The organism is Treponema sp. Marseille-Q4523 (assembly GCF_016901105.1).
GTDB lineage: Bacteria > Spirochaetota > Spirochaetia > Treponematales > Treponemataceae > Treponema_D.
This window is the reverse complement of the sequence record NZ_JAFEVM010000005.1, coordinates 46,467-69,121: the sequence shown is the minus strand read 5'-3', so window position 1 is coordinate 69,121 and position 22,655 is coordinate 46,467. Positions and strand designations below refer to the sequence as shown.

Genomic DNA, 22,655 nt, shown 5'->3' with positions numbered 1-22,655 from the left:
GCAGTGCGCATAAACGATTGGAGTACCTATGTCAAAATATCCTTTTGAAACGATTGAACCGAAGTGGCAAAAATATTGGGAAGAGCATAAAACCTTCAAAACGACCGAAGACGAATCGGTGCCGAAAGAAAAGCGGCGCTACGTTCTCGATATGTTTCCGTACCCGAGCGGCGCGGGCTTGCACGTCGGACACCCTGAAGGCTATACGGCGACCGATATCTACTGCCGCTATCTCCGCATGAACGGATACAATGTTTTGCATCCGATGGGCTACGACGCATTCGGTTTGCCCGCCGAAAATTATGCGATCAAAACGGGCACTCATCCGGCAACTTCGACGATGGCGAACATCGAACACTTTACGCAGCAGATCAAAGCGCTCGGTTTTTCCTACGATTGGGACAGGTGCGTCATCACGTGTAAAGAAACTTATTATAAATGGACGCAGTGGATTTTTTTACAGCTGTACAAGCGCGGTCTCGCTTATGAAACGGATTCTCCGATAAACTGGTGTCCGAGCTGCAAGACGGGGCTCGCAAACGAAGAAGTCAAAGAAGGAAAATGCGAACGCTGCGGTTCTCCCGTTACGCGCAAAACGATCCGCCAGTGGGTTTTAAAGATCACCGCGTACGCCGACAGATTGCTCGAAGATTTGAACGAACTCGATTGGCCTGAAAGCGTCAAGCTCATGCAGGAAAATTGGATCGGACGATCGACGGGAGGAGAAGTCGATTTCGCTGTTGCAGGCAAAGACGGCAAAGCGAGCGGAGATAAGCTCACGGTTTACACGACGCGGGCGGATACGCTTTTCGGAGCGACGTACATGGTTATCGCGCCCGAACACCCGCTCGTTTCAAAGCTTACGACAGACGAACAAAAAGAAGCCGTCTCCGCATACGTCGAAAGCGCCGCAAAAAAATCCGACCTCGAGCGCACCGATTTGGCAAAAGATAAAACGGGCGTGTTTACGGGAAGCTATGCGATCGACCCCGTAAACGGATGCGAGATTCCGATTTGGATTTCGGACTACGTACTCATTTCGTACGGCACCGGTGCAATCATGGCCGTTCCCGCGCACGATGAGCGCGACTGGGACTTTGCAAAAAAATTCGATTTGCCGATCGTAAAAGTCGTCGCATCGAAAGAAGAAGTCGCTTCCCTCGGCGGCGGAGACGAAAAAGCGGGACAGGCGATTTTATTGAACGCCACAAAAGACGAGGCGGCATATCGAAAACTTGTCGAAGCGCATCCCGAAATCTTCAACGTTGCCGATGCGTGCACGAGTGCGGACGGGTATTCGATCAACAGCGGAGCCTTTACGGGAACGGCTACGAAACAGACGATCAAAGACATGATAGCATGGCTTTCCGAAAAAGGCATCGGAAAAGAAGCGGTAAATTACAAACTGCGCGATTGGATTTTCAGCCGTCAGCGCTATTGGGGAGAGCCGATTCCGCTCGTACACTGTCCGATCTGCGGTGTCGTTCCCGTCGACGAAAAGGATCTGCCCCTCGTGCTGCCCGATGTAAAAACCTATCAGCCGACGGGTACGGGGGAAAGTCCGCTTGCGGGGATCGACGAGTGGGTGAACTGCACTTGTCCCAAGTGCGGCGGAAAAGCGAAACGCGAAACGAATACGATGCCGCAGTGGGCGGGAAGCTGCTGGTATTATCTGCGCTATCTCGACCCGCACAATGACGATTGTTTTTGCGCTCCCGAAAAAGAAAAATACTGGATGCCGGTCGATCTCTATGTCGGAGGTGCCGAGCACGCGGTGCTTCACCTTTTGTACGCGCGTTTTTGGCACAAAGTCCTCTACGATATCGGAGCGGTATCTACGAAAGAACCCTTCCGCCGCCTGGTCAATCAGGGGATGATCACGTCGTTTGCATACGAGCGCAAAAATAAAACCCTCGTTCCGACCGATATGGTCGAAGAAAAAGACGGCGTCTATATCGAAAAAGCGACGGGTGAAAAACTCGAACGCGTCGTCGCAAAGATGAGCAAGTCGCTGAAAAACGTCGTAAATCCCGACGAAGAGATACAGCTCTACGGCGCGGACAGCGTACGCATGTACGAAATGTTTATGGGGCCGCTGACGATGTCGAAGCCGTGGAATACGCAGGGCATCGTCGGCATAAACCGCTTTCTCGAAAAAGTGTGGAACGTGAGCGAAAAGGAAATCGGCGATATCAATATCTTCTGCACACTCGACGACGCTTCTCTTGCATCTGCGCGGAAAACCTATGCGCAGACGGTAAAAAAAGTGAGCGACGATACGGCAAGCCTTTCGTTCAATACGGCGATCAGTCAGATGATGATTTTTATCAACGAAGTATCGAAGCTTTCCGTCGTGCCGAAACTCATGTGGGAAGGCTTTGTCAAAATGCTTTCGTGCTATGCGCCGCATTTGGGCGAAGATCTGTGGCAAAAACTCGGTCACGATGAGACGGTTGCATACGAAGCGTGGCCCGCGATCGACGAAAAATATTGTGCCGACGATACGAAAACGATAGCCGTTATGGTAAACGGAAAACTTCGCGCAACCTTTCAAGCGGCGAGCGGTACGCCGAAAGACGAACTTGAAAAGACGGCGCTTGCAGAGGAAAGCGCTGTAAAGCACATCGAAGGCAAAAAAATTATTAAAATGATTGTCGTGCCGGATAAACTCGTCAATATCGTCGTACAGTGATTCGGCGGCGGGTATACTTCGGAACACGGCGATAAGGGGCGTAAAACGATGAGCGGGTTGTATTATAAAGCGGTTATCTTCGATATGGACGGTACGATCCTCGACACGCTCGACGATTTGGCATCAAGCGTAAACTACGCCCTCGAAGCGAACGGTCTTCCGAAGCGGACGCGCGAAGAAGTGCGGCGCTTTGTCGGAAACGGTGCGGTAAAATTGATTCGGCGCGCGGTGCCCGAAGGTACGGAGGATGACCTTTTCGATAAAGTGTTTGCGCTCTATACATCGTACTATGACGTCCACTGCGCCGATGCGACAAAACCTTACGACGGTATTACCGAACTGCTCGCGATTCTTCGATCGAAGGGCGTAAAGACCGCCGTCGTTTCGAATAAGCCGGATGAAGCCGTGCAGATCCTTGTCGAAACGTATTTCCCGCACCTCTTCGATGCCGCCGTCGGAACGAGAGACGGTATCAAAACGAAGCCCGCGCCCGATTCGGTGTTTGAAATTATTAAAAAAATCGGAGCGGAAAAAAAAGACTGCGTGTACGTCGGAGATTCCGAAGTCGATATAGAAACTGCAAAAAATGCGGGTATCCCGTGCATCAGCGTTTCGTGGGGTTTTAAGGAAAGCGAATTCCTTGCCGAACACGGAGCGCAAAAAATCGTCAATAACGCAAAAGAGCTTTCGGCTGCCGTCGGTGCGTGACAAGATGCGCGCGAGGCGAAACCGAACGAAGTTCTCGCCGTAACTACAGCGCTGTTAGCTGATATTTTTCGAACTCGGCATTCGACCCGTAAGCCATGTTCCTCTGCAGTAATAGATACAAAAAGCGATCGCGGTCGCAGTCCACGTGATCGGATAACAGGCGACGACGGTTAGAAGCGTGTTGTGCAGCGGAACGGCTGTGAAAATCCATGCGACGCGCAACACGCATACGCCGAGCATCGTTATGATCATAGGCTTGAACGTTTCGCCGGTGCTGCGGATCGTACCGGAAAGTATTTCGATCGGAACGTAGGCGATAAAAAAGAGCGGCAAAAAATGCAGCAGCGATTTTCCCTGCTCGATTACCGCTTCATCGTGCGTAAAAAGCAAAAAGAAATATTGTCCGAAAAGATAAAAGATCAGCGTATAAAAGAGGGCGGCTCCTCCCGCCATACCGAGCCCCTGTATCGTCGCCTTTTTCATGCGGTCGATTTTGCGCGCGCCGTAGTTTTGACCGGCAAAGGTTGTGATTGCAATGCCGAAGGAGCTTACGGTCATCCAAAAGACGGAATCGAGCCTGCCGTATGCCGCCCATGCAGCTGCGGCGTCCGTTCCGAACGAATTGATATTCGATTGAATTATTAAATTTGAAACGGTATAGAGCGAAGCTTGCATGCCGGCCGGAAGTCCTATTGCACTCATGCGTGAAAGGAGGTGCGGTGTAAAACGAATTTTTCCGATGACGAGGCGGGCGTAGCGGTTCGGTTCCCGCATGAGTTTTACGAGTGTCAAAACCGTACAGAGGACTTCCGAAATAACGGTCGCCCACGCCGCCCCCGCGACGCCTAAGCGGAAGACCGCGACAAAAAGCAGATCGAGGAAGATGTTTGCGATACAGCCCGCAACGAGAATGATAAAGGGGCTTTTGCTGTCGCCGAGCGCGCGCAAAACGCCCGATCCGACGTTATAGACGAACATCGGAAGGGCACCGGCAAAATAGATTCGGAGGTATGTTACCGAAAGCGAAAAGATGTCGCTCGGTGTAGATATCGCTTTCATCGCGGGAGCGGAAGCGAAAACGCCGGCGACGGACATAAAGATGCCCGCCCATATCGACATCGCCATAGCGGTGTGTACGGCTCGGCTCAGCTCGTGCTCGCGTTTGGCACCGTAAAATTGAGAGATTATGATCGTTGCGCCGCTCGATACTCCGAGAAAAAATCCTACGAGGAGATTGACGTAGACGCCGCTTCCTCCGCTTACGGCGGCAAGGGCTGCTTTGCCGAGAAATTGCCCGACGATAACGGCATCGACCGTATTGTACAGCTGCTGAAAAAAAGTGCCGAGCAGAATCGGGAAAAAAAACGAAAGGAGCGAGCGCCATACCGGTCCTGTGAGGATGAAAGCGGATGTGCCCTTGTTGCCGTCGCGCGTCATGCGTTTTACTGTACAGCGCTTTTACGCCTTTGTCCAGCTTGTACGAAAGAGAGCGTATGCAGACCTTGCCCCGTAATCGGCCCCTTGACAAAAGGTAAATCGATTTATAGGATAGGCTTAACAAAGCGCCTGTTTTGGAACGACTTCAAAGGTTATACATCCCGCCCGCCGATCGATCTTCCGTGCTAAAAGAATTCAGCGTAGTATTTTGCTGAACGTAAAATCGAAACAATAAAAATGCGGTCATTAAATTTGATAAGGCCGGTATTGTTGAGGGGGAAGTATGTTAAAGGGAAATGGAAGGATAGGTGCGCAGAGTATGCCGACGAGTGAAGATTTGGCGAAGTGGGGAGCGTACGAGCTGAGTTTTGAAGAACTGCTTGAAGTGAACGGGGGAAAACGAGACAGGAGCGGGGGTAGATCAGGGGGCGGAAGATCGTCCGGTTCGGGAGGAAGCTCGTCGAAGGGTTCTTCGGGGAGAGGTTCAAATAGATCATCGGGCGGCGGAGTGAAGTCGAAAGAGACGAATAAAGATAAGAGTAAAGGAAGTAAAACACATACGGGCTCGACGGGTACGGAAGGAAAGAAAAACGGAGGATTGTCGGGGAACGGACTGAAGGGCGGAGAACCTAAAAGTAAAGAAGAGAAGAAAAGCGGCAGTACGGATTATACGGTACGGGAAGGTGATACGCTGAGCGGTATCGTGCGGGAGCGGTATCCGGGAGCGAGCAAAGAAGAGATAGCGGAAAAAGTAAAGGAAGTAGCGAAGAACAGCGGGATAAAAGACATAGATGTAATACATCCGGGTGATAAGATCGTCTTTGAAAAACCGACGGAGACATCTTCGGGAGCCGGGTCTGCGGAAGCGAATACAGGAAAAGAAAAGGGTTCTGCAGAAAGGACGTCACGAGAAGGAAGGACTTCGACGGGGAGCGGTTTCTTACGAGGAGGCGGTTATCGGCAGGGGGCGGGAAGGAAGACGATCGGAGGGCAGGCTCTGCCGGAACATAAGGGGCTATCCGGTATACAGCAGAAAGTGAGCATACAGGGTACGATGTATAAGGGTGCCCGTTCGAAGATTTCCGGCGTTTTTGACAGGATACGGGATGCGTTCGGAAACGTAAATAAGGCGAATGCCGAGAGTTATTTAGGGAGAAGAAGGGGCTGGGGTAGGAGAAAAGAGACGGTTGAAGCGCAAATACAAAATGTTCCAAAACTTTCAAATGAAGTAATAAAAAAAGAAACTTTATTTTCCAATACTATGATAAAACAAAAGGAGTTGGAACAGAGATATAATTATCCGAATGCGCTTTGTTATGCAACCGACATTATAAATGTATATCGAGAGAAAAAAGGATTAAGCGATGAAGATGTAGATAATTTTATGAAGGGTGCTAAAGATGTTTATATAAAATCGAACGGCGAAGTTCCCGATTTCCCCAAAATGTCAAAGGCCATAGCGAAAGAAGCAAAAACCGATATGTATTATGACTATGTATATTCTAAAGAAAATGACTGGCAACTTGTAAAAATGGATGAAGAAGGATTTAAAAGTTCTAACTATGAATTCGGTATGGGGGAATATTATAAAACCGGTGATGAAAAACAGAGAACTTGTCATTTTAAGTTGGTTCAAAATAGCCCGTGGCAAGAGCACGATCCCGGAGCGGGGATACAGGAATATACATTGTCTGTCATACGTCCTTTACAGCAATTAAAATTGGGAGATTAACGATGAGAAAAAATATTATAGTTTTACTGCTTACAACCGTTGTGTTTTGCTGTACGGCGAAAGAAAGTCTCCCTGTGATCGAAACCGTATTCGTGCAAGGCGGAACGTACAATTGGAAAAAGCTGCTGGGTATCGGTTCCGAAGAAGTAACGGTTCCCGATTTATACGTACAAAAGTATGAAACGACGCGCAGCGAGTGGGAAGCGTTTATAAATGAAACGGGCAAAAAGGAATTCTATAAGATTACGGCGGTACAGCTGAATTATTATAATCTTATGGCGTATCCGGAATCGGCTGCGGTGGGTATGACATTTTTTGAAGCGCTCGAATATTGTAACTGGCGAAGCAAAAAAGAGGGGTATACGCCAGTTTATACGTTAAAAGGAGATATGCAGGTACAAAGCTCGTATACGTATCCCGAGCCGGTAAAAATGCCTGAGATTGTTGTGAATAAAAAAGCGGACGGATATCGCCTTCCGGAAGAGAGCGAATGGATATATTTTGCACTGGGCGGTTTGGAAGGGATAAAAACGAAGTGGTGGGAAAAGAAGCCGGTAGAACGGTATGCATGGGTTGCTACAAATTCATCATCGACCGAGCCGGTGGGAAAACTTGAGCCGAACCCTGTCGGTTTATACGATGTATTCGGGAACGCATGGGAATGGTGTTGGGATATAAAGCCGAATTCCGCAGGGGAGGAAGGAATAAATAAATCACGTCTTTCATGTGGTGCTTGTGTAAGTTATCCCGATAAAAAAGACGTAGGGGTAAATATGATTCCTTATATGGCTGTTTTATCGGCAAAAGGCGGCAGCGACCCATTGGAAAGATATTATACAGGGGTTCGTCCTGTTCGGATCGCAGTCAGAATTGACAAATCGGCACAAAAGACATCCGCCAGCCGTTACAGCGTCGGTTCGGTATATTATGCCTCCGATAACTTAAATATTCGCGTGGCTCCGAATTTGCAGGCGGAAAAAGTCGTATTGGCAGCAAAGGGAAGTCCGCTTACGGTACTTGAAGAGGGGAAAAAGGAAACGATAGACGGAATCACGGCGCCGTGGGTAAAGGTACGTTTACCGGACGGGAAGGAAGGCTGGTGCTTTGCAGGATATATAGCGGTGCAAAAGCCGTGAACGGGCAGGAAAGTTTTGTATGAAAGAACCTGTAGCGCTGTATACATTGGATCGGCTCGAATACAGTCAGGAAATATTGCTGTACAGAGAGCCGAAAGAACTGTCGCTGACGATATGGGTTATCGTTTCGCTGTTCGTTGCGGTTATATGCTGGATCGTATTCGGCAAAATGGAAGAAACGGTGCGCGCAAAAGGTATTGTACGTCCCGTATCGAATATTTCGCAGGTAAAAAATGCGGTTTCGGGCGAAATTACCGGATTGTACTACCGGCCTGCCGAGCGGGTGGAAAAAGATGCGCTGCTTTTAAAAATCAATTCGCAGGTTTTGGAAGCAAAGGAAGCCGCGTTAAAAACGAACCTTGAAAAACTGATAATAAAAATAAACGGATTGCAGCAGATAGAAAAAAGTTTTTATATGGGAATTACGGATATCGATAAAAGCAATACGGTTGCGCTCACGCGTTTTCAAGCATATGCGTATCAAAGAGAACTGTTGGAAAAACGCTATGCGTTTGCCGAAAAAACATGGCAGGAAGCGCTGCGTATGCCGAAAGAGGCGATAACGCCGGTAAAATTGCGCGAACTCGAATACGAAAAAAACATACAGCAGCTGAATTTGGAAACGCATAATTCGACTTTTATAAAAGACATAAGCGGCGAATACGTGCAAAGCATTGTGGAACTTGAAGATTTGAAAAGTCAAATCGAACAGGTGCGGCAAAATCTTAAAAATACTTCCGTTTATGCGCCCATAGCGGGTACCGTACAGGAACTGGCTTCGCTGAACAAAAACGATTACCTTTTTGCCGATCAAAAAATTTTAAATATCGTTCCCGATGACGGCAATGTGTATAAAGCGGAATTGAAGATTCCCGCCAAAATGAGCGGAAAGCTTGAAAAAGGCATGAAAGTAAAACTGCGTTTTCCCGCATTTCCGTTTCACGAATTCGGCGGAGCTGTGGGTACGATAACGGCGATGGACCCCGATGCTTCCGCAGACAATAGCGGTGCTTTGTATTTTACCGTTTCGGTAAATATAGATAAATCGTTTTTGGAAGATAAAAAAAAGCGTTCCTATCCGATTAAAAGCGGTTTGGAAGTGGAAAGCCGCATTATTCTTAAAGAGCAAACGATTTTATGGTATATTCTGAAAAAGCTGGATATGGTGTGGTAAAAAAGCTGAGTGCATGCTATTTGCTTTTACTGGGCGCTTTTTACGTATACGGCGAAGATTATTCGAATTTTATCGATAAAGTGCTTGCTTTCAGCCCCGTGTACCGCAGCGCGCTTTTGGAACATAAAAATACCGAAATCCTGCTTATTCCGTATAAATATCGCTGGTTGCCGCAGCCCGCTTTGGATCTGGGGTATAATGCCGCTTTGTATGAAAAAACGGCGCAGCCGTCGCAAATCCATGCGGTTAAGACGTCTTTTGTGCTTTTGCAGGATATTCCCGGCGGTATTAGCGCGCAAGGACAGGCTTCTCAATTTTTTGCATATAATGAAAATACCTCAGACCGGAACGGATACGAATTTTCGAGTTCGTTTGCTTTGGCGTTTCCTCTGTATATCGTCGCGCCGAAATTATTTTCGCTTGTATGGAAAGGACAAAATCTCGCGTGGAAAACGGATAAAACGATAGCGGATATTCAATTAAAAATCGAAAAAAAACGAATAATTGCCGAATCTGTTCTTGCGGTAAGCCGCTATCTTCTGCTGCAAGAACGTATTGCATTGGAAGAACGCCGTCAAAAGCTGCAGGAACAGGAAGCTGAAGCCGATGAACAGTTATGGCTTTTGGGAAGGCTTTCTTCTTTCGAATTGGCTGAACGAAAAACAAAGCGTTATGAAACGTATTTGAATTTGATACAGATGGAACAGAATTTCGCAAATATTGTGCAAAATTTATATGTGTTCGGACTGGAAGAAAAAGATATGCCGCAGGATACGGATTCCTGGCTTTTATATTGGGAAACATATACGGCTGAAACGCAAATTGAAAACGGTTTGGATTATACGCTTGAAACTGCGAAACTTGTACGAAATCTTTACACGGAAGCCGACAACAAACTCAATGTTTTGCCGAAGTTACGATTTTCGGCGGAAGCGGAACCCGTTTCCGCGCGGGAGTTTTCAAATGATTTTAAGGATTCGATTCTGGAATATTGGAAAAATACCGGACATTGGAATTGGAGCTTTACCGTCGGTATGCGCCTTTCTCTTTCTCCCGTATCCCAAGAATATTATTTAAATAATTCGCTGTCTGCAACATACCGGATATATAATCTGACCGAAGAACAACTATTTAAAAATCAGCAAATAAAAGAAAAACAATATCAGACGAATATTATGTTATTAAAAAAATTATCGGAAAAGGCGCTGTTGGATAAAATCGATGCGGATAATAAAATCGTTACGGCACAGGCTTTGCTCGAGCAAGGTCATCTCAATCAAATAAATTTCGAATATCAGCTTTTAAATGCCGAGCTTATCGATAACACATATAAAGAAGTGCGTTTTCGTCGCATTGCAGCTTTGTTAAACGGCTATTGATCGTGAGGGGGATTATGTTTGCAGGGATTTTTGAACGCTGCCCTGTTATATTGCAGCACGATGAGTTCGATTGCGCTCCCGCATGTTTGGCCTCCGTATGTAAATATTACGGTAAAAGAATTCCGCTTACCCTAATCAGGCGGCTCGCCGGAACCGATAGGGACGGAACGTCGGGTTTCGGAATTATCCGCGGAGCCGAAGAATTGGGCTTTTCCTGTAAAGGCGGAGCAAGCCCCGCTAAAACGCTTTCAACGGATATGATGTACCCGTTTATTGCGCACGTTAAGCGCGACAATTTAGACCATTATGTTATTGTATATAAATATAAAAATAATAAAGTATATATAGGCGATCCCGCATGCGGGCTAAGGATTGTCAAAGCGGATGCTTTTAGGGGTGAATGGACAGGCGTATTCTTTATTATACTGCCTATGGAAAAATTCGAAAAGAATAAAGATACGGATACCAAACTTACCCGCTTTGTTAAAATTTTGACGAGGTATAAAAAAATACTTGTCGAAGTTCTGGTTGCAAGCATTCTTTTAAGCCTGTTGGGAATAGCTACGGCGTTTTATTTCAGATTTTTAATCGATGAAGTGCTGTATACGGGTGTAAAAATGACCTTGACGCTTTTTTCGCTCGGTTATGCCCTTGTTATCGTATTTCAAGCGCTTTTGATGTTTTCCAGAAATCAGCTCATGCTGTATATGAGCAACAAAATCGACGCGGCGTTGATGTTTGAATATTTCAGGCATATATTAAAATTACCCATGGATTTTTTTACTTCCCGAAAAACGGGAGAAATTCTGTCGCGTATTAACGATACGGCAACGATCCGCTATGCGATATCGTCTACATCGCTGTCTGTGGTACTCGATTCTTTAATGCTGCTTATAGGCGGTGTCTTTTTATTTATATTCGGCGGCAGTTTGCTTATCGCTGCGGTTATACCCGTAATTTTATCGGCGATTTTGGCGTGGCTGTTTTTTAACCCGTATAAAAATATGCTTAAAATCAAAGCCGCCGTCGACGCGGAAAAGCAATCGGTTATGGTGGAAAATATCAACGGTATTGCAACGCTTAAAGCGCTTTCGAGCGAAAAACTCGCCTTTGAACGTACCGAAATAAAAATCGTCGATTCGATAAAAAAGGGGCTTACGCTCGGAACAATGGGAAATATCGAAAACGCTTTGCATACGTTTTTATCGCAGGGCGGAACCCTTGCCGTGTATTGGATCGGCAGTTTGCATATATTGGCGGGAACCATGAGTTTGGGCCGCCTCATTTCGTTTGTTTTGCTGTCCGGCTATTTTTTAGGCCCTTTGGGACGCCTTTTAACCTTGCAGCCTTCGCTGCAGGAAGCATTCGTTGCCGCCGTGCGCTTGGCGGAAATACTCGATATTCCCGAAGAAGATATCGATTCGGGCGATATAAAAAAAGACAACCTGAACGGCGATATAGAAGTTAAAAATGTGACGTTCGCGTACGGAACAAGAGGCAATACGCTCGAAAACATATCGCTTTCCGTTAAAGCGGGGCAAAAAGTTGCATTCGTGGGAACTTCCGGTTCCGGAAAAACAACGCTGACAAAGCTTTTAATGAAATTCTATAATTTTACTGCCGGAGAAATTTCGGTCGACGGAATAAACATAAAAGATTTTGATACTCCGTCTTACCGCAAAATGATAGGTTATGTTCCGCAAGACATATTATTGTTTTCGGGTACTATTAAAGACAACATCCGTTTCGGACTTCTTCACCTTCCTGACGAAGCGGTGTATCAGGCGGCAAAGGCGGCTATGGCCGACGAGTTCATCTCGAAATTGCCCGACCGCTATAATACAATTGTCGGAGAACGCGGAGCGACTCTTTCGGGCGGCGAGCGGCAAAGAATCGCTTTGGCGCGTATATTATTGCGGCAGCCGCGCATACTGATATTGGATGAAGCGACGGCGAGCCTTGATTCGGTAACCGAACGCGCAATTATGAAAACGGTAGACCGCCTTACCGACGGCATAACGACCATCATCATCGCACATAGATTATCAACTATTGTAGATTGCGATAAAATATTTGTTTTTGAAGCGGGCAAACTTGTCGAATCGGGAACGCATAAAACACTGCTGAAAAAGACAGGCGCTTATAAAGCGCTGTGGAACGCACAGCAGCATTCAGGTGAAATCCTTAATAAAAAATGAGCACCGATATTGGTGACCCGGATATCGATCCGTTTCTGCAGTCAGGTCAATATTCAGTGCGCTATTTACCGTAATGCAATGTGCTGTTCTTGCTCCGTGCGAAAAATTGCTATATACTGATTATATGGGTGGTATTCAAAAAAAAGGCGGACTGCTTGCCGCGGCCGCAAAAAAAACAGATGCGAAAAGCGCAGTGAAAGCTGCTCCTGCAAAAAAAACTCAGACAAAAGAAAAGCGCGTGGAATCCGCAAAATCGCAGAGCGCAAAGCCGAAAACTGCAGCAAAAAAAACGGCTTCCGCCGGCGCTAAAAAGCTTTCTGCAAAAGAAACGAAAAAAACGGCTTCCGCCGCCGGTAAAAAAAGCGCGGTAAAAGAAGCGAAAAAACTGTCTGCAAGTACTGCGAAAAAAAACGCGGCAAAAACAACAACCGAAGCTTCGCGCACGGCTGCGAAAAGACTTTCCGACATCGCCAAGAGACCGACTCCGAAACACGGCATATACGATGAAGACAGCATTTTGCACCTTGAAGGACTCGAACACATACGGCTCCGACCCGGCATGTATATAGGCAGTCTCGGCGACGGATCGAACGAAAACGACGGCATCTATATTTTATTAAAAGAAGGTATCGACAATGCGGTCGACGAATTTTCTCAAGGCTTCGGAAAGCGGATCGATATCGATATCAGTGACGGCCGCGTGAAGATCCGCGATTACGGGCGCGGCATTCCGCTCGGCAAACTCGACGACTGCGTGTCGAACGTAAACACCGGCGCAAAGTACAACAATACGGTGTTCAAGCAGGCGATCGGCATGAACGGCGTCGGCATCAAAGCGACGAATGCGCTCTCTTCGTATTTCCGGGCGGCGTCGGTGCGCGACGGAAAAATGGCCGTCGTGGAATACGCGCACGGGGAAAAGACGGACGAAAAACTCGGCAAAGCGAAAGACGGCGTCAAAAACGGCACCTATCTCGAATTCGTTCCCGACGAAGATATTTTCGGCTCATACACATTCAATATGGACATGGTCGAAAAGCGTTTGTGGAATTACGCCTACCTCAATCCGGGGCTCCTCATCAGCTGCAACGGCAAAGAATATAAGAGCGAAAAGGGATTGGAAGATCTGCTTTTAAACGAAATGGGAAAGAGCAAGCCGCTCTATCCGATGTTTTCGTATAACGGCAAAGCGATTCAATTCGTCCTCACGCATACGAACAGCCTCGACAAATTCGTTTATTCGTTCGTAAACGGACAGAGTACCGAAGACGGCGGCACCCATGTAACCTCCTTTCTCGACGGCTTTACAAAAGGGATCAGCGCCTTTTATAAGAAAGAATACGACGTACGCGATGCGGCGGGGGGACTTTTCGTCGCGCTCAAGATCGGCATCGACAATCCCATGTTTACGAGCCAGACGAAAAACAAGCTCGGCAACGTCGAAGTGCGCTCGCCGATCATGAAAGAAACGCAGTTCGCGATCGACGATTGGCTGCGTCACAATCCCGACGTCGCAGGCGCGATCGAAGAAAAAATTATTAAAAATCAAAAAGCGCACGCCGAAATCAACAACGTTACCGACAAGCAGATCCGCGAAGCGGCAAAAAGCGTTACGCTCAAAATCCCCAAACTCAAAGACTGCCGATATCACGTGCAGGACGGAGAAGAAGGCGCGGAGTCGATGATCTTTATAACGGAAGGCGATTCGGCAACCGGCTCTATGGTCGGCTGCCGCGACGTTGCGACGCAGGCGATTTTTTCACTCCGCGGAAAGCCCGAAAATATGTACGGCAGGCGGAAGTCGGCGCTCTATGAAAACGAAGAACTGAAAAACCTCACCTTTTCGCTCGGCATTCAAAAAGATATCGAAGACCTCCGCTACGATAAGATCGTCATTGCAACCGATGCCGATAACGACGGCTTCCATATCCGAAATCTCGTGCTCACGTATTTTTTGCTGTATTTCGAAGAGATAGTTTTGCGCGGTCACGTGTACATCCTTGAAACGCCGCTGTTCCGCGTGAGAAATAAAACGACGACGCGCTACTGCTACAGCGAAGCGTCCCGCGACAAAGAATTGAAAGCGCTCGGAGCGGGCGCGGAAGTGACGCGATTTAAAGGCTTGGGCGAAATCAGCCCGAACGAATTCGGACAGTTTATCCGTCCGCGAAAAGAAGGCGACGGTGAAGACCGCGGTATGCATTTGACTCCGGTGTCGATCGAATCGCTGAAAAACGTGCCGAAAGTGCTGCAGTTTTATATGGGAAAAAATACGCCCGAACGCAGAAACTTTATCGTACATCACCTCGCTTCCGAAATCGACGCGTAAGCGTATCGGTCGGCGCCTTTGACTCGGCGTGTGCGCATCGGTTCGGTGAATCGAAAGATGCGTGTCAGAAAGTGAGAGCTTTTAAGACGGTTGCATTCGTATATGTTTTTATGCGGAGGATTTTATGGATAAGGCGGAACGGATCAGAAACGAAAAACTCGGAGCAGGCCTCATAAAAGCGCTTTCGCTTCGGCACTTCGACGCTTATTACTGCGCGTCATGCGCGGAAGCGGCCGAAAAAATTCTCTCGCTCATACCGAAAACGGATGTCGTATCCTGGGGCGGCTCCATGACGATGGAAGCGCTCGGCGTCATAGATCGCGTAAAAAAAGGCGGATGGCGCGTCATCGACCGCAGTACGGCACAGTCGCAGGGAGAAAAAATCGAAATCATGAGGCGCGCTCTTTTATGCGATACGTATTTGACGGGTGCGAACGCGATTTCGGAAGACGGCGAAATCGTCAACGTCGACGGAAACGGCAACCGCGTCGCCGCAATGACTTTCGGCCCGAAAAGCGTCATCGTCGCGTGCGGTATAAACAAAGTCGTAAAGACCGCCGAAGACGCGACTTCCCGCGCGCGCAATACGGCGGCTCCCGTCAATGCACAGCGCTTCGATATACGCACGCCCTGCAAAACGACGGGAAGCTGCGCCGACTGTAAAAGCACCGACAGCATCTGCTCGTACATCGTGCGCACGCGCTTGTGTAAACCCGCGGGAAGGATCAAAGTCGTCCTCGTCGGAGAAACGCTCGGCTTTTAATTATAAAAAAAATTGACAACGGGATCCTAACGGGAGGAGAACTCCGGGACGACCGCAATTTTGTGCCGCTCAATCGGCAATAACAGGAGTAGTATATGAAAAAAAATACGATATTGTTGTTTTTACTTATGATGACAGTATGGTCATTTGCCGAGGAGGTAAAAATCATAAGGGTAATGACCGACGGCACGGAAGTTGCCGAATATTATTCTGCAGATATTGAAAGTCTGGTTATTTTTGATTCGGATAGTAACGGGTATAGGACACAGGGTGTTCGCGGTTTGGAAAAGTTAAAGCACTTAAAAATTTTGGAATTTCAAACTTTACCTTTTCTTAAAAATTATGACTTCCTTAAAGAGCTATCAACTGTAGAAGAATTATATTTCGGTTCGGTACATTTTTCAGATTTTTCCGCTTTATCCGGTATGACAAAATTGAAAGTATGTGAGTATAACGGTTATATGCCGAAAGAAACTATTGAAAAGATACGTTCCGAAGGATTGGATTTTTCTTTTTGTCCGGATTTGGAATTGTTTGTTTTAGACCCCTTAAAAGAACGTTTTGATTTTATACCGGATATAAAAGTATCGTCTAAGAAGGTTTGGCTGCGGATGTACAATCAACCGATAACACGTGACAAACTGAGTAAACAGGAACAAAAAATATTAAAAAGATTTTTAAAGGTAACTCTTTTTCTTGAATCTGCGGTAAGTGACTGCGGAAATCAATTTTTATCTAAAGCGAGCAGGAAGTCATAGGTAAAGGTACGTTTATCGGACGGGAAGGAAGGCTGGTGCTTTGCAGGATATGTAGCGGTGCAAAAGCCGTGAACGGGCAGGAAAGTTTTGTATGAAAGAACCCGTAACGCTGTATACATTGGAGCGGCTCGAATACAGTCAGGAAATATTGCTGTACAGAGAGCCGAAAGAACTGTCGCTGACGATATGGGTTATCGTTTCGCTGTTCGTCGCGGTTATATGCTGGATCGTATTCGGCAAAATGGAAGAAGGTTTATTAATATGAAAAGACTGTTTTTAGGAATAATTATATTGTTGAGTGTTTGCCGCGTATTCGGCGAAGATGCGGCGGACAAAATGATATTGGTGAAAGGCGGAACGTACACGAATCCTCGCGGCAGCGGAGAGACAAAGCGTGTTAAACTGACCGATTTTTATATATCGGCAGTGCAGGTTACCGTCGGCGATTATCAGGCGTATCTTAGAGAAACGGATCCGAGTTCCGAATATCTTAACATGGAAAAACTGGGACGCAATTACGAGCAGCCCGTTACAGCTGCATTTCCGATGGGGTATATAACGTGGTTCGATGCGCTGGAGTATTGCAATTGGCTGAGTAAAAAGCGTGGATACCGGCCTGTATACGAGATTTGCGCGGAAAAGAAAAAAGGCAATTACCTGAAAGACAGGGCCGATTATCCGGCTGATGCCCTTGTAAAGTGGGATAAAGAAGCGGACGGGTATCGCTTGGCGACGGTAGCCGAATGGGAGTATGCGGCATCGGCACGGGGGACGAATTTCGATTACGGATCGGCAAAGAGTCCGACGGTACTCGATGAAGCGTGGCTATATGAAAATGCAAACTTTGAATTCCATCCTGTCGGGCTGAAAAAGCCGAATGCGTTGGGTTTGTATGATATGCTGGGGAATATGTTCGAGTGGTGTTGGGATTTGGCGGAAACACCTGAAGAACGGGAAGACTATTATAGGGCTTCAAAAGGCTCATCTTATGATTTCAGTATAGCTGAATCTTCCATGCTCAAGAGATCTTCTTTTTATCCTCTTCGAATTCGATATTCGACGCACGGATTTCGGCTGGTTCGAAGCGTGCCGGAAGTTTCCAAAAGCCGGCAAGGACTTTTCGGCAGCCGTTATTCGGCGGGTAAGAAAGTATATGCTGCGGATAACTTAAATATTCGCGCGGCTCCGAATTTGCAGGCGAAAAAAGTCGTATTGGCAGCAAAGGGAAGTCAGCTTACGGTACTTGAAGAAGGGAAAAAAGAAACGATAGACGGAATCACGGCGCCATGGATAAAGGTACGCTTACCGGACGGGAAGGAAGGTTGGTGCTTTGCAGGATATGTTGCGACGCAAAAGCCGTGAACGAAATACCGGCTTGATTTCAGCGGGGTGCGGTAAGAGCGGAAGCGACAGAGGAAAGAGAATGCGTAAGAAAATCGTTATATGCGTATGTTTGATTTTGTCGGCGTTTGCAGTGTCATCGTGTCTGTGTCCGCCCGAAAAGCTCGATGTCAGCGATTGTATGCTGTACGACCGGAAAAACGGTATAGTTCTTGAGTTGAACGAATATGCGGAAGCGATAGAAGGGAAACTCGGTGCACCTGAAGAAAAGGTGTGCTTAAAAGAAGACGGGCCCGGACTTGCGATATATTCTTTGCGATATCCGGATCTTACGGTCAGATATTCCGAACGTGACGGGCTGGTAGATGTGATAGCGGCAACCGGTCCCGAGTATGAAACGAAGCGGGGGATAAAAGTCGGGGACGGTATATCGAAGGTGTACAAGCGTTACCGAAAATCCGAAATAACGGCGGAAGGAAAGTACGGGAATGTGGATGCGTATTATATCGATTTTGAGCTCAGTCTCGGTCGGATGGGATGGAAGGATCCGAGTATGCGGCTTATTCTGACACATGACGGAAAAATTATAACTGAAATTAGCATACAATATAATGAACATTCGATGTGATTCGAGGTATGCCGATTAACGGGCAGATGTATACGGCCGTACCGGGAATGTTAATCAGACTTTTATTCCTTTTTCTATAAAGATATCCCCTGCCGCACAGCTGCAGATCAATTTTACAGGACTGGAGAAATAATATGCGACGAATGTTCAAAGCTGGTTTATTATTTTTGATCTTCACAACGGCAACTATATATTGCCAAAGCGCACAGGAAAAATGGCAAACGAAAGAAATTCTCGTAAAATCTGCAAATATTAAACTCTTGCTTAAATACCGCGGCTCCGGATTAACTTACTTTGATTATACGGATAAAGAATATAAAGAGTTGCTGAATGTCATAAAATTGTTTTATACCGATAGGGACAGCGAGCATTATCTGGGTGAAATTACGCGGACAGGTGTATACGATGCAAAAGGAAACGCCGTTTATGTATTGCCGGAAAACCTGCAAGGTTCATATATAAGTTCCCGAAATTTATCGTTTCCGACTTCAACAAATTACGTAAGATATAAAGACGGCAAATATATTGAAATGGATACGGCTGTCGTATTGGAGATAGATTTGCAGAATATGACAGTTAAAAAATATGAAATTGCTTTATAAAAAATGTATGAAGTTTCGCTGTAACAAAAGTATTGACAAAAGATAGAGCACTTTATAGGATAACATACATAAAGCGCCTGTCTTGGAACAGTTTCAAGCGTCATATAACCTGCCTGAAGAACGGTTAGCCGTGCGCAAAACACCATAGCGCAACACTTACCTGAAAAAGAAAGAATGATAAAAAGCACGCTCATGGAATTCGTAGGAGATTTATTATGCGATCGATTCTGTTTTGGTTATATATTTTATTATCTGCGGTTGTATATGCACAAGAACCTATTATTGCTGCAAAAGATATAAATTCTCTTATTCCTCAAGGATTTGTAAAAGATTTTAATTTGAATAGTTGTGAAAATGATAGCAGAAAAGGAACTGTATATTCAGAGAATACGGCAATAAAGCAAAGTGTTATTCGTTATACTTATCACGTATATGATATTGCGATAAAAGATATATCTGACAAAGTACGTAATAACTTTTTTGCAGGATCGATCTTTGTTGCACGTGATAAAAATAACAGCGCTCATCTTATCGAACCTTATAAGACACAAGGGTATATTACAAGAGAAAATATAGTAAGATTGTTAAATGATATGTCACAAAATGAATATGTTCTTTTTGACGAGTGCGAAGAAATATATTCTACGATGGACGTTCTGCTTTACAGAAAGATAAGATATAACAATAAAATTATCGGAGAAATATCACTGAGATATCTTCCGTTGGAAAATATTTCGCAATCGCAAGTATATTGCATAGAATGCGCTTTTCTTAACGGGGAGGATCGTATCTCATTTATAAAGCTGTATTGCTATGATTGGAATTCGGAAACGATGTCTTGTTTCCCGGAATATTTTAAAAAAGATAGGCTGTCAAATAGATGGGTATTCGTTTCGGGAAAAGAAGAAAAATTTATATCGCAAATTGAAACCCGTTCCGCACGACTTCCTGCTTGGCTGCATACATTTTTGGAGTATTATGATAAACTTTTTATCTCCGTTCAAAATTTATTTGATATGCAGCTTCCGTTTGATACGGCGATTTTTTATGCAACGGATAATTTGAATGTACGTGAAATTTCAGGTTTAGGAGGAAAAAAACTGTATACGGTGAAGAAAGGCAGCCGGATGAATATAGTAGAAGCTGATCGAAAGGAAACGATAGACGGAATCACGGCGCCGTGGGTAAAGGTACGCTTACCGGACGGGAAGGAAGGCTGGTGCTTTGCAGGATATGTAGCGGCTAAAAAAATATATAAAGCCGTTCTTGATAGAGAAGAACCTATTATAAAAAATCCTGAAAACGGTACTAAAAAGCTTGACAGCATCGATCATCTTATCATTGATAATAAGGTTGTAAGATTAGGGAGCACAAAGCCAAAAGGGATGATTTTCAATATTATATTGGAAGCTCCTTTTATGGAATTTTATAAATTCGGCGATATAGAAGGATATGAGAATCGGGACACCATAATAGGGTGGAATAATATGAATGCCGTTATATTTATTACCACTGTTGATCCTGCTGCTCGCACACAATCGGGCATTACGATCGGTTCGACAAGGGAAGAAGTTATTCGTATCTATGGAGAAGAATATCTGACTACGAAAAACAGGATTCAATATATCAACAGCGATTTTGAATTGGTCGGTATGATTTTTTATTTTGAAAACAATAGGGTAATACGAATTACTTGTTTTACGCATATATGATTTCTTTATCGCATTATTCGAGTAATATAATTGAATCCTATGAATTCAACAGTATCGAGAGTCTGCAAAACTTCTTCGGGTACAGTGAATTTAAATATTTGCCGCTTGGGCAATGAAGGGGTATTTGTAATGCGAAAGAAATGTATGATCATTTGTATCGTCATAGGCTTGACGGTAGTCGTTTTAAGTTGCCGACAGGCCGTTTACGGACAAAACAAAGCTCGATCTTGTGAAGAGAAATTGATAACTTTTTGGATGCGCGAGGGCAATGTTCAAACGAGCGGACTTTTTAATGTTGATAGGGAGGTTATCTTCTATTCCAAAGATTACTATGTTAAAACCGATTTTTCCGACGGATACGCTTTAATCAGCGAAAATTACGATCCTGCAAAAGATGTTCCTGTTTTCTGTTCCGTCATTGATGTGAACGGAAATACCATATTGAAATACAGAGATCTTATTCCCATATATAAGACGCATATATCGGAGCAAATGTTCCAATATATGATCTCCGAAAGAGAGACGAAAATTGAGGAGCAAGGTTTCTACGATATATACGGCAATAAGGTAATTTACTGTGACAGGCGCGTTGCTTATTTTGCGGAAGGATTTCATGAAGGCTATGTGAGCTATGTTGATATGAAAAAACATAAAACGTTCTTTATGGATAAACACGGTACGTTCTTAAAAGACCCGTTCGGCATTCCCGTCAGTGCCGATATCTTAAATAGTTTTTCCGAAGGCTGTGCCGTTTTCGGAGAGAAGCACGGCAATCCTGATTTGCATACACGAAGTATGAGCTTATGGGGAATTATGGATAAAAAAGGACGTAAACTGCTTTCTGCAAAATATACATATCTCGGCGAACACGTAAAAAACGGCTTTATACCCGCATCACTTGCTTATTATGACAGTGAAAAGGAAGCTGCGACAATAGGACTCATTGATTTGTCGGGAAATTGGAAAATCGAACCGAAATATTATGAAGTCAAAGACTATTCCGGAAACGTATGTGCCGTACGGTATATGGCAAAAAGTTCCGATCTTAAAGAGCGAAATACTTTCGGATATAGAGCTTCCGGCTGGAGATTGGTCGATATAGACGGCACTGTTGTTTTTACGCTTCCCGAAGATTATTTCGTGGATGGAGATTTTAACGATGGATATATCGTATACGGTAAATCGGTCGGGGAAAGACAATGGAAACGGGGGATAATGAATGAAAGGGGTGACTATATAACAGAGCCGATTTTTGATGAAATTTCATATTCGTCATGCGGATATTGGAAAGTTGTATATAACGGTGAGTATATGTTGTATTCCCAAAAAGACGGGCTTGTTTATCCGAAAGACTATCTCGATTTCAGTCGCGTGCGGTGAGAACGGAAGCGAAAGAAGGGAAAAGAGAATAAGTCTCTGCCCGCCCGCTAATCGACCTTCCCCGAGAGTCTCTCCGCGAGGAGGCAGGCGCCTTCGACTATCGCTTCGTGTTCGACCGGCGCTATCCGCGCGTACAATGTGTCCGCCGTATCGCCGGGCATGACGTTCACTTTTTTTTGCACGAGGATCGCCCCCGTGTCGCAGCCCGAATCGACAAAATGCACGGTACAGCCGCTTTCCGTTTCGCCTTCGGCGATGACCGCTTCGTGTACGCGCCGTCCCCACATACCCGTTCCTCCGAATTTCGGAAGCAAGGCGGGATGCAGATTGATGATCTTTCCGCCGTACTCGCCGATTATGGGGCCGCATAAAACCGTGAGCCAGCCCGCAAGCACGATCGCATCCGCTTTGTGTTTTTTGCATGCGACGAGAGCCGCGTTCGAAACGGAGAGGCGCTTTTCATCGCGCGATGCGGCCTCCGCTTTTTCTTTTCCGAGTACCGCGTACGCGCTTACGAGTTCCGTCGCGACTTCCGCCTTTTTTGCACGCTCGAGCGCATAAGCGTCTTTTCTGTCGCTTACGACGAGGCTGACACGGTAGGGACACGAAGTGTGCGATTTTTCATAATCGATGAGCGCCTGCAAATTCGTGCCGCTTCCCGAAACGAAAACTGCGATCGAAAGCAT

At 45.8% G+C, this 22,655-nt stretch carries 18 protein-coding genes; 16 read left to right on the top strand and 2 right to left on the bottom strand.

What is annotated here, in order from left to right:
* Positions 1-28: 28 nt before the first annotated feature.
* Both leuS and JSQ97_RS02610 read left to right on the top strand, forming a co-directional pair.
* Positions 29-2,692 (top strand): leucine--tRNA ligase, encoded by a 2,664-nt coding sequence (gene leuS, locus JSQ97_RS02615; protein ID WP_205074626.1) that lies wholly within the window; start codon positions 29-31, stop codon positions 2,690-2,692.
* Positions 2,693-2,740: 48 nt separating this feature from the next.
* On the top strand, positions 2,741-3,400 hold the full coding sequence (locus JSQ97_RS02610) for an HAD family hydrolase (protein ID WP_205074625.1): 660 nt from the start codon (positions 2,741-2,743) through the stop codon (positions 3,398-3,400).
* 54 nt (positions 3,401-3,454) lie between these two features.
* Here JSQ97_RS02610 and JSQ97_RS02605 read toward each other — a convergent pair whose 3' ends face one another.
* Positions 3,455-4,837, bottom strand: coding sequence for an MATE family efflux transporter (locus JSQ97_RS02605; protein ID WP_205074624.1), 1,383 nt, complete (start codon positions 4,835-4,837; stop codon positions 3,455-3,457).
* A gap of 508 nt (positions 4,838-5,345) precedes the next feature.
* On the opposite strand from JSQ97_RS02605, the gene JSQ97_RS02600 reads away from it, so the two are divergent.
* From JSQ97_RS02600 to JSQ97_RS02535, 14 genes are all read left to right on the top strand, one after another.
* Positions 5,346-6,569 (top strand): LysM peptidoglycan-binding domain-containing protein, encoded by a 1,224-nt coding sequence (locus tag JSQ97_RS02600; protein ID WP_205074623.1) that lies wholly within the window; start codon positions 5,346-5,348, stop codon positions 6,567-6,569.
* A gap of 2 nt (positions 6,570-6,571) precedes the next feature.
* Entirely contained in the window at positions 6,572-7,705 is a 1,134-nt protein-coding gene (locus tag JSQ97_RS02595; protein WP_205074622.1) for an SUMF1/EgtB/PvdO family nonheme iron enzyme, read from the top strand.
* A gap of 19 nt (positions 7,706-7,724) precedes the next feature.
* Entirely contained in the window at positions 7,725-8,879 is a 1,155-nt protein-coding gene (locus JSQ97_RS02590) for a beta-barrel domain-containing protein (protein WP_205074621.1), read from the top strand.
* A complete protein-coding gene (locus JSQ97_RS02585) occupies positions 8,873-10,258 on the top strand; it encodes a hypothetical protein (RefSeq protein WP_205074620.1) in 1,386 nt (461 codons plus the stop codon). The genes JSQ97_RS02590 and JSQ97_RS02585 overlap by 7 nt, the downstream gene beginning before the upstream one ends.
* A 14-nt stretch (positions 10,259-10,272) precedes the next feature.
* The gene (locus JSQ97_RS02580; RefSeq protein WP_205074619.1) at positions 10,273-12,456 is read left to right on the top strand and encodes a peptidase domain-containing ABC transporter; all 2,184 of its coding nucleotides are present in this window, start codon (positions 10,273-10,275) and stop codon (positions 12,454-12,456) included.
* A 124-nt stretch (positions 12,457-12,580) separates the two neighbouring features.
* Entirely contained in the window at positions 12,581-14,785 is a 2,205-nt protein-coding gene (locus tag JSQ97_RS02575; RefSeq protein WP_239446879.1) for a toprim domain-containing protein, read from the top strand.
* Positions 14,786-14,909: 124 nt separating this feature from the next.
* Positions 14,910-15,548: a lactate utilization protein gene (locus tag JSQ97_RS02570; protein ID WP_205074618.1), complete on the top strand. Its 639-nt coding sequence runs from the start codon at positions 14,910-14,912 to the stop codon at positions 15,546-15,548.
* A gap of 95 nt (positions 15,549-15,643) precedes the next feature.
* Positions 15,644-16,306 (top strand): hypothetical protein, encoded by a 663-nt coding sequence (locus tag JSQ97_RS02565; RefSeq protein WP_205074617.1) that lies wholly within the window; start codon positions 15,644-15,646, stop codon positions 16,304-16,306.
* A 91-nt stretch (positions 16,307-16,397) separates the two neighbouring features.
* Positions 16,398-16,571 carry a hypothetical protein gene (locus JSQ97_RS02560; RefSeq protein WP_205074616.1) on the top strand — a complete coding sequence of 58 codons (174 nt, stop codon included), beginning with the start codon at positions 16,398-16,400 and terminating at the stop codon, positions 16,569-16,571.
* A 71-nt stretch (positions 16,572-16,642) separates the two neighbouring features.
* The gene (locus JSQ97_RS02555; RefSeq protein WP_205074615.1) at positions 16,643-17,668 is read left to right on the top strand and encodes an SUMF1/EgtB/PvdO family nonheme iron enzyme; all 1,026 of its coding nucleotides are present in this window, start codon (positions 16,643-16,645) and stop codon (positions 17,666-17,668) included.
* A 61-nt stretch (positions 17,669-17,729) separates the two neighbouring features.
* The gene (locus JSQ97_RS02550; protein WP_205074614.1) at positions 17,730-18,275 is read left to right on the top strand and encodes a hypothetical protein; all 546 of its coding nucleotides are present in this window, start codon (positions 17,730-17,732) and stop codon (positions 18,273-18,275) included.
* Between the two features lie 143 nt (positions 18,276-18,418).
* Complete coding sequence (locus tag JSQ97_RS02545; RefSeq protein ID WP_205074613.1) at positions 18,419-18,877, top strand: hypothetical protein; 459 nt, start codon at positions 18,419-18,421, stop codon at positions 18,875-18,877.
* Positions 18,878-19,092: 215 nt separating this feature from the next.
* Complete coding sequence (locus JSQ97_RS02540; RefSeq protein WP_205074612.1) at positions 19,093-20,589, top strand: SH3 domain-containing protein; 1,497 nt, start codon at positions 19,093-19,095, stop codon at positions 20,587-20,589.
* A 39-nt stretch (positions 20,590-20,628) separates the two neighbouring features.
* The gene (locus JSQ97_RS02535; RefSeq protein ID WP_239446888.1) at positions 20,629-21,969 is read left to right on the top strand and encodes a WG repeat-containing protein; all 1,341 of its coding nucleotides are present in this window, start codon (positions 20,629-20,631) and stop codon (positions 21,967-21,969) included.
* A gap of 47 nt (positions 21,970-22,016) precedes the next feature.
* Here JSQ97_RS02535 and purN read toward each other — a convergent pair whose 3' ends face one another.
* Positions 22,017-22,655: a phosphoribosylglycinamide formyltransferase gene (gene purN / locus JSQ97_RS02530; protein ID WP_205074610.1), complete on the bottom strand. Its 639-nt coding sequence runs from the start codon at positions 22,653-22,655 to the stop codon at positions 22,017-22,019.

Bases quoted from the DNA above. Each gene is read 5' to 3' on its own strand.
- leuS (WP_205074626.1), top strand. From the start codon at position 29: ATGTCAAAATATCCTTTTGAAACGATTGAACCGAAGTGGCAAAAATAT.
- JSQ97_RS02610 (WP_205074625.1), top strand. From the start codon at position 2,741: ATGAGCGGGTTGTATTATAAAGCGGTTATCTTCGATATGGACGGTACG.
- JSQ97_RS02605 (WP_205074624.1), bottom strand. From the start codon at position 4,837: ATGACGCGCGACGGCAACAAGGGCACATCCGCTTTCATCCTCACAGGA.
- JSQ97_RS02595 (WP_205074622.1), top strand. From the start codon at position 6,572: ATGAGAAAAAATATTATAGTTTTACTGCTTACAACCGTTGTGTTTTGC.
- JSQ97_RS02590 (WP_205074621.1), top strand. From the start codon at position 7,725: ATGAAAGAACCTGTAGCGCTGTATACATTGGATCGGCTCGAATACAGT.
- JSQ97_RS02580 (WP_205074619.1), top strand. From the start codon at position 10,273: ATGTTTGCAGGGATTTTTGAACGCTGCCCTGTTATATTGCAGCACGAT.
- JSQ97_RS02575 (WP_239446879.1), top strand. From the start codon at position 12,581: ATGGGTGGTATTCAAAAAAAAGGCGGACTGCTTGCCGCGGCCGCAAAA.
- JSQ97_RS02570 (WP_205074618.1), top strand. From the start codon at position 14,910: ATGGATAAGGCGGAACGGATCAGAAACGAAAAACTCGGAGCAGGCCTC.
- JSQ97_RS02565 (WP_205074617.1), top strand. From the start codon at position 15,644: ATGAAAAAAAATACGATATTGTTGTTTTTACTTATGATGACAGTATGG.
- JSQ97_RS02560 (WP_205074616.1), top strand. From the start codon at position 16,398: ATGAAAGAACCCGTAACGCTGTATACATTGGAGCGGCTCGAATACAGT.
- JSQ97_RS02555 (WP_205074615.1), top strand. From the start codon at position 16,643: ATGATATTGGTGAAAGGCGGAACGTACACGAATCCTCGCGGCAGCGGA.
- JSQ97_RS02550 (WP_205074614.1), top strand. From the start codon at position 17,730: ATGCGTAAGAAAATCGTTATATGCGTATGTTTGATTTTGTCGGCGTTT.
- JSQ97_RS02545 (WP_205074613.1), top strand. From the start codon at position 18,419: ATGTTCAAAGCTGGTTTATTATTTTTGATCTTCACAACGGCAACTATA.
- JSQ97_RS02540 (WP_205074612.1), top strand. From the start codon at position 19,093: ATGCGATCGATTCTGTTTTGGTTATATATTTTATTATCTGCGGTTGTA.
- JSQ97_RS02535 (WP_239446888.1), top strand. From the start codon at position 20,629: ATGAATTCAACAGTATCGAGAGTCTGCAAAACTTCTTCGGGTACAGTG.
- purN (WP_205074610.1), bottom strand. From the start codon at position 22,655: ATGCTTTCGATCGCAGTTTTCGTTTCGGGAAGCGGCACGAATTTGCAG.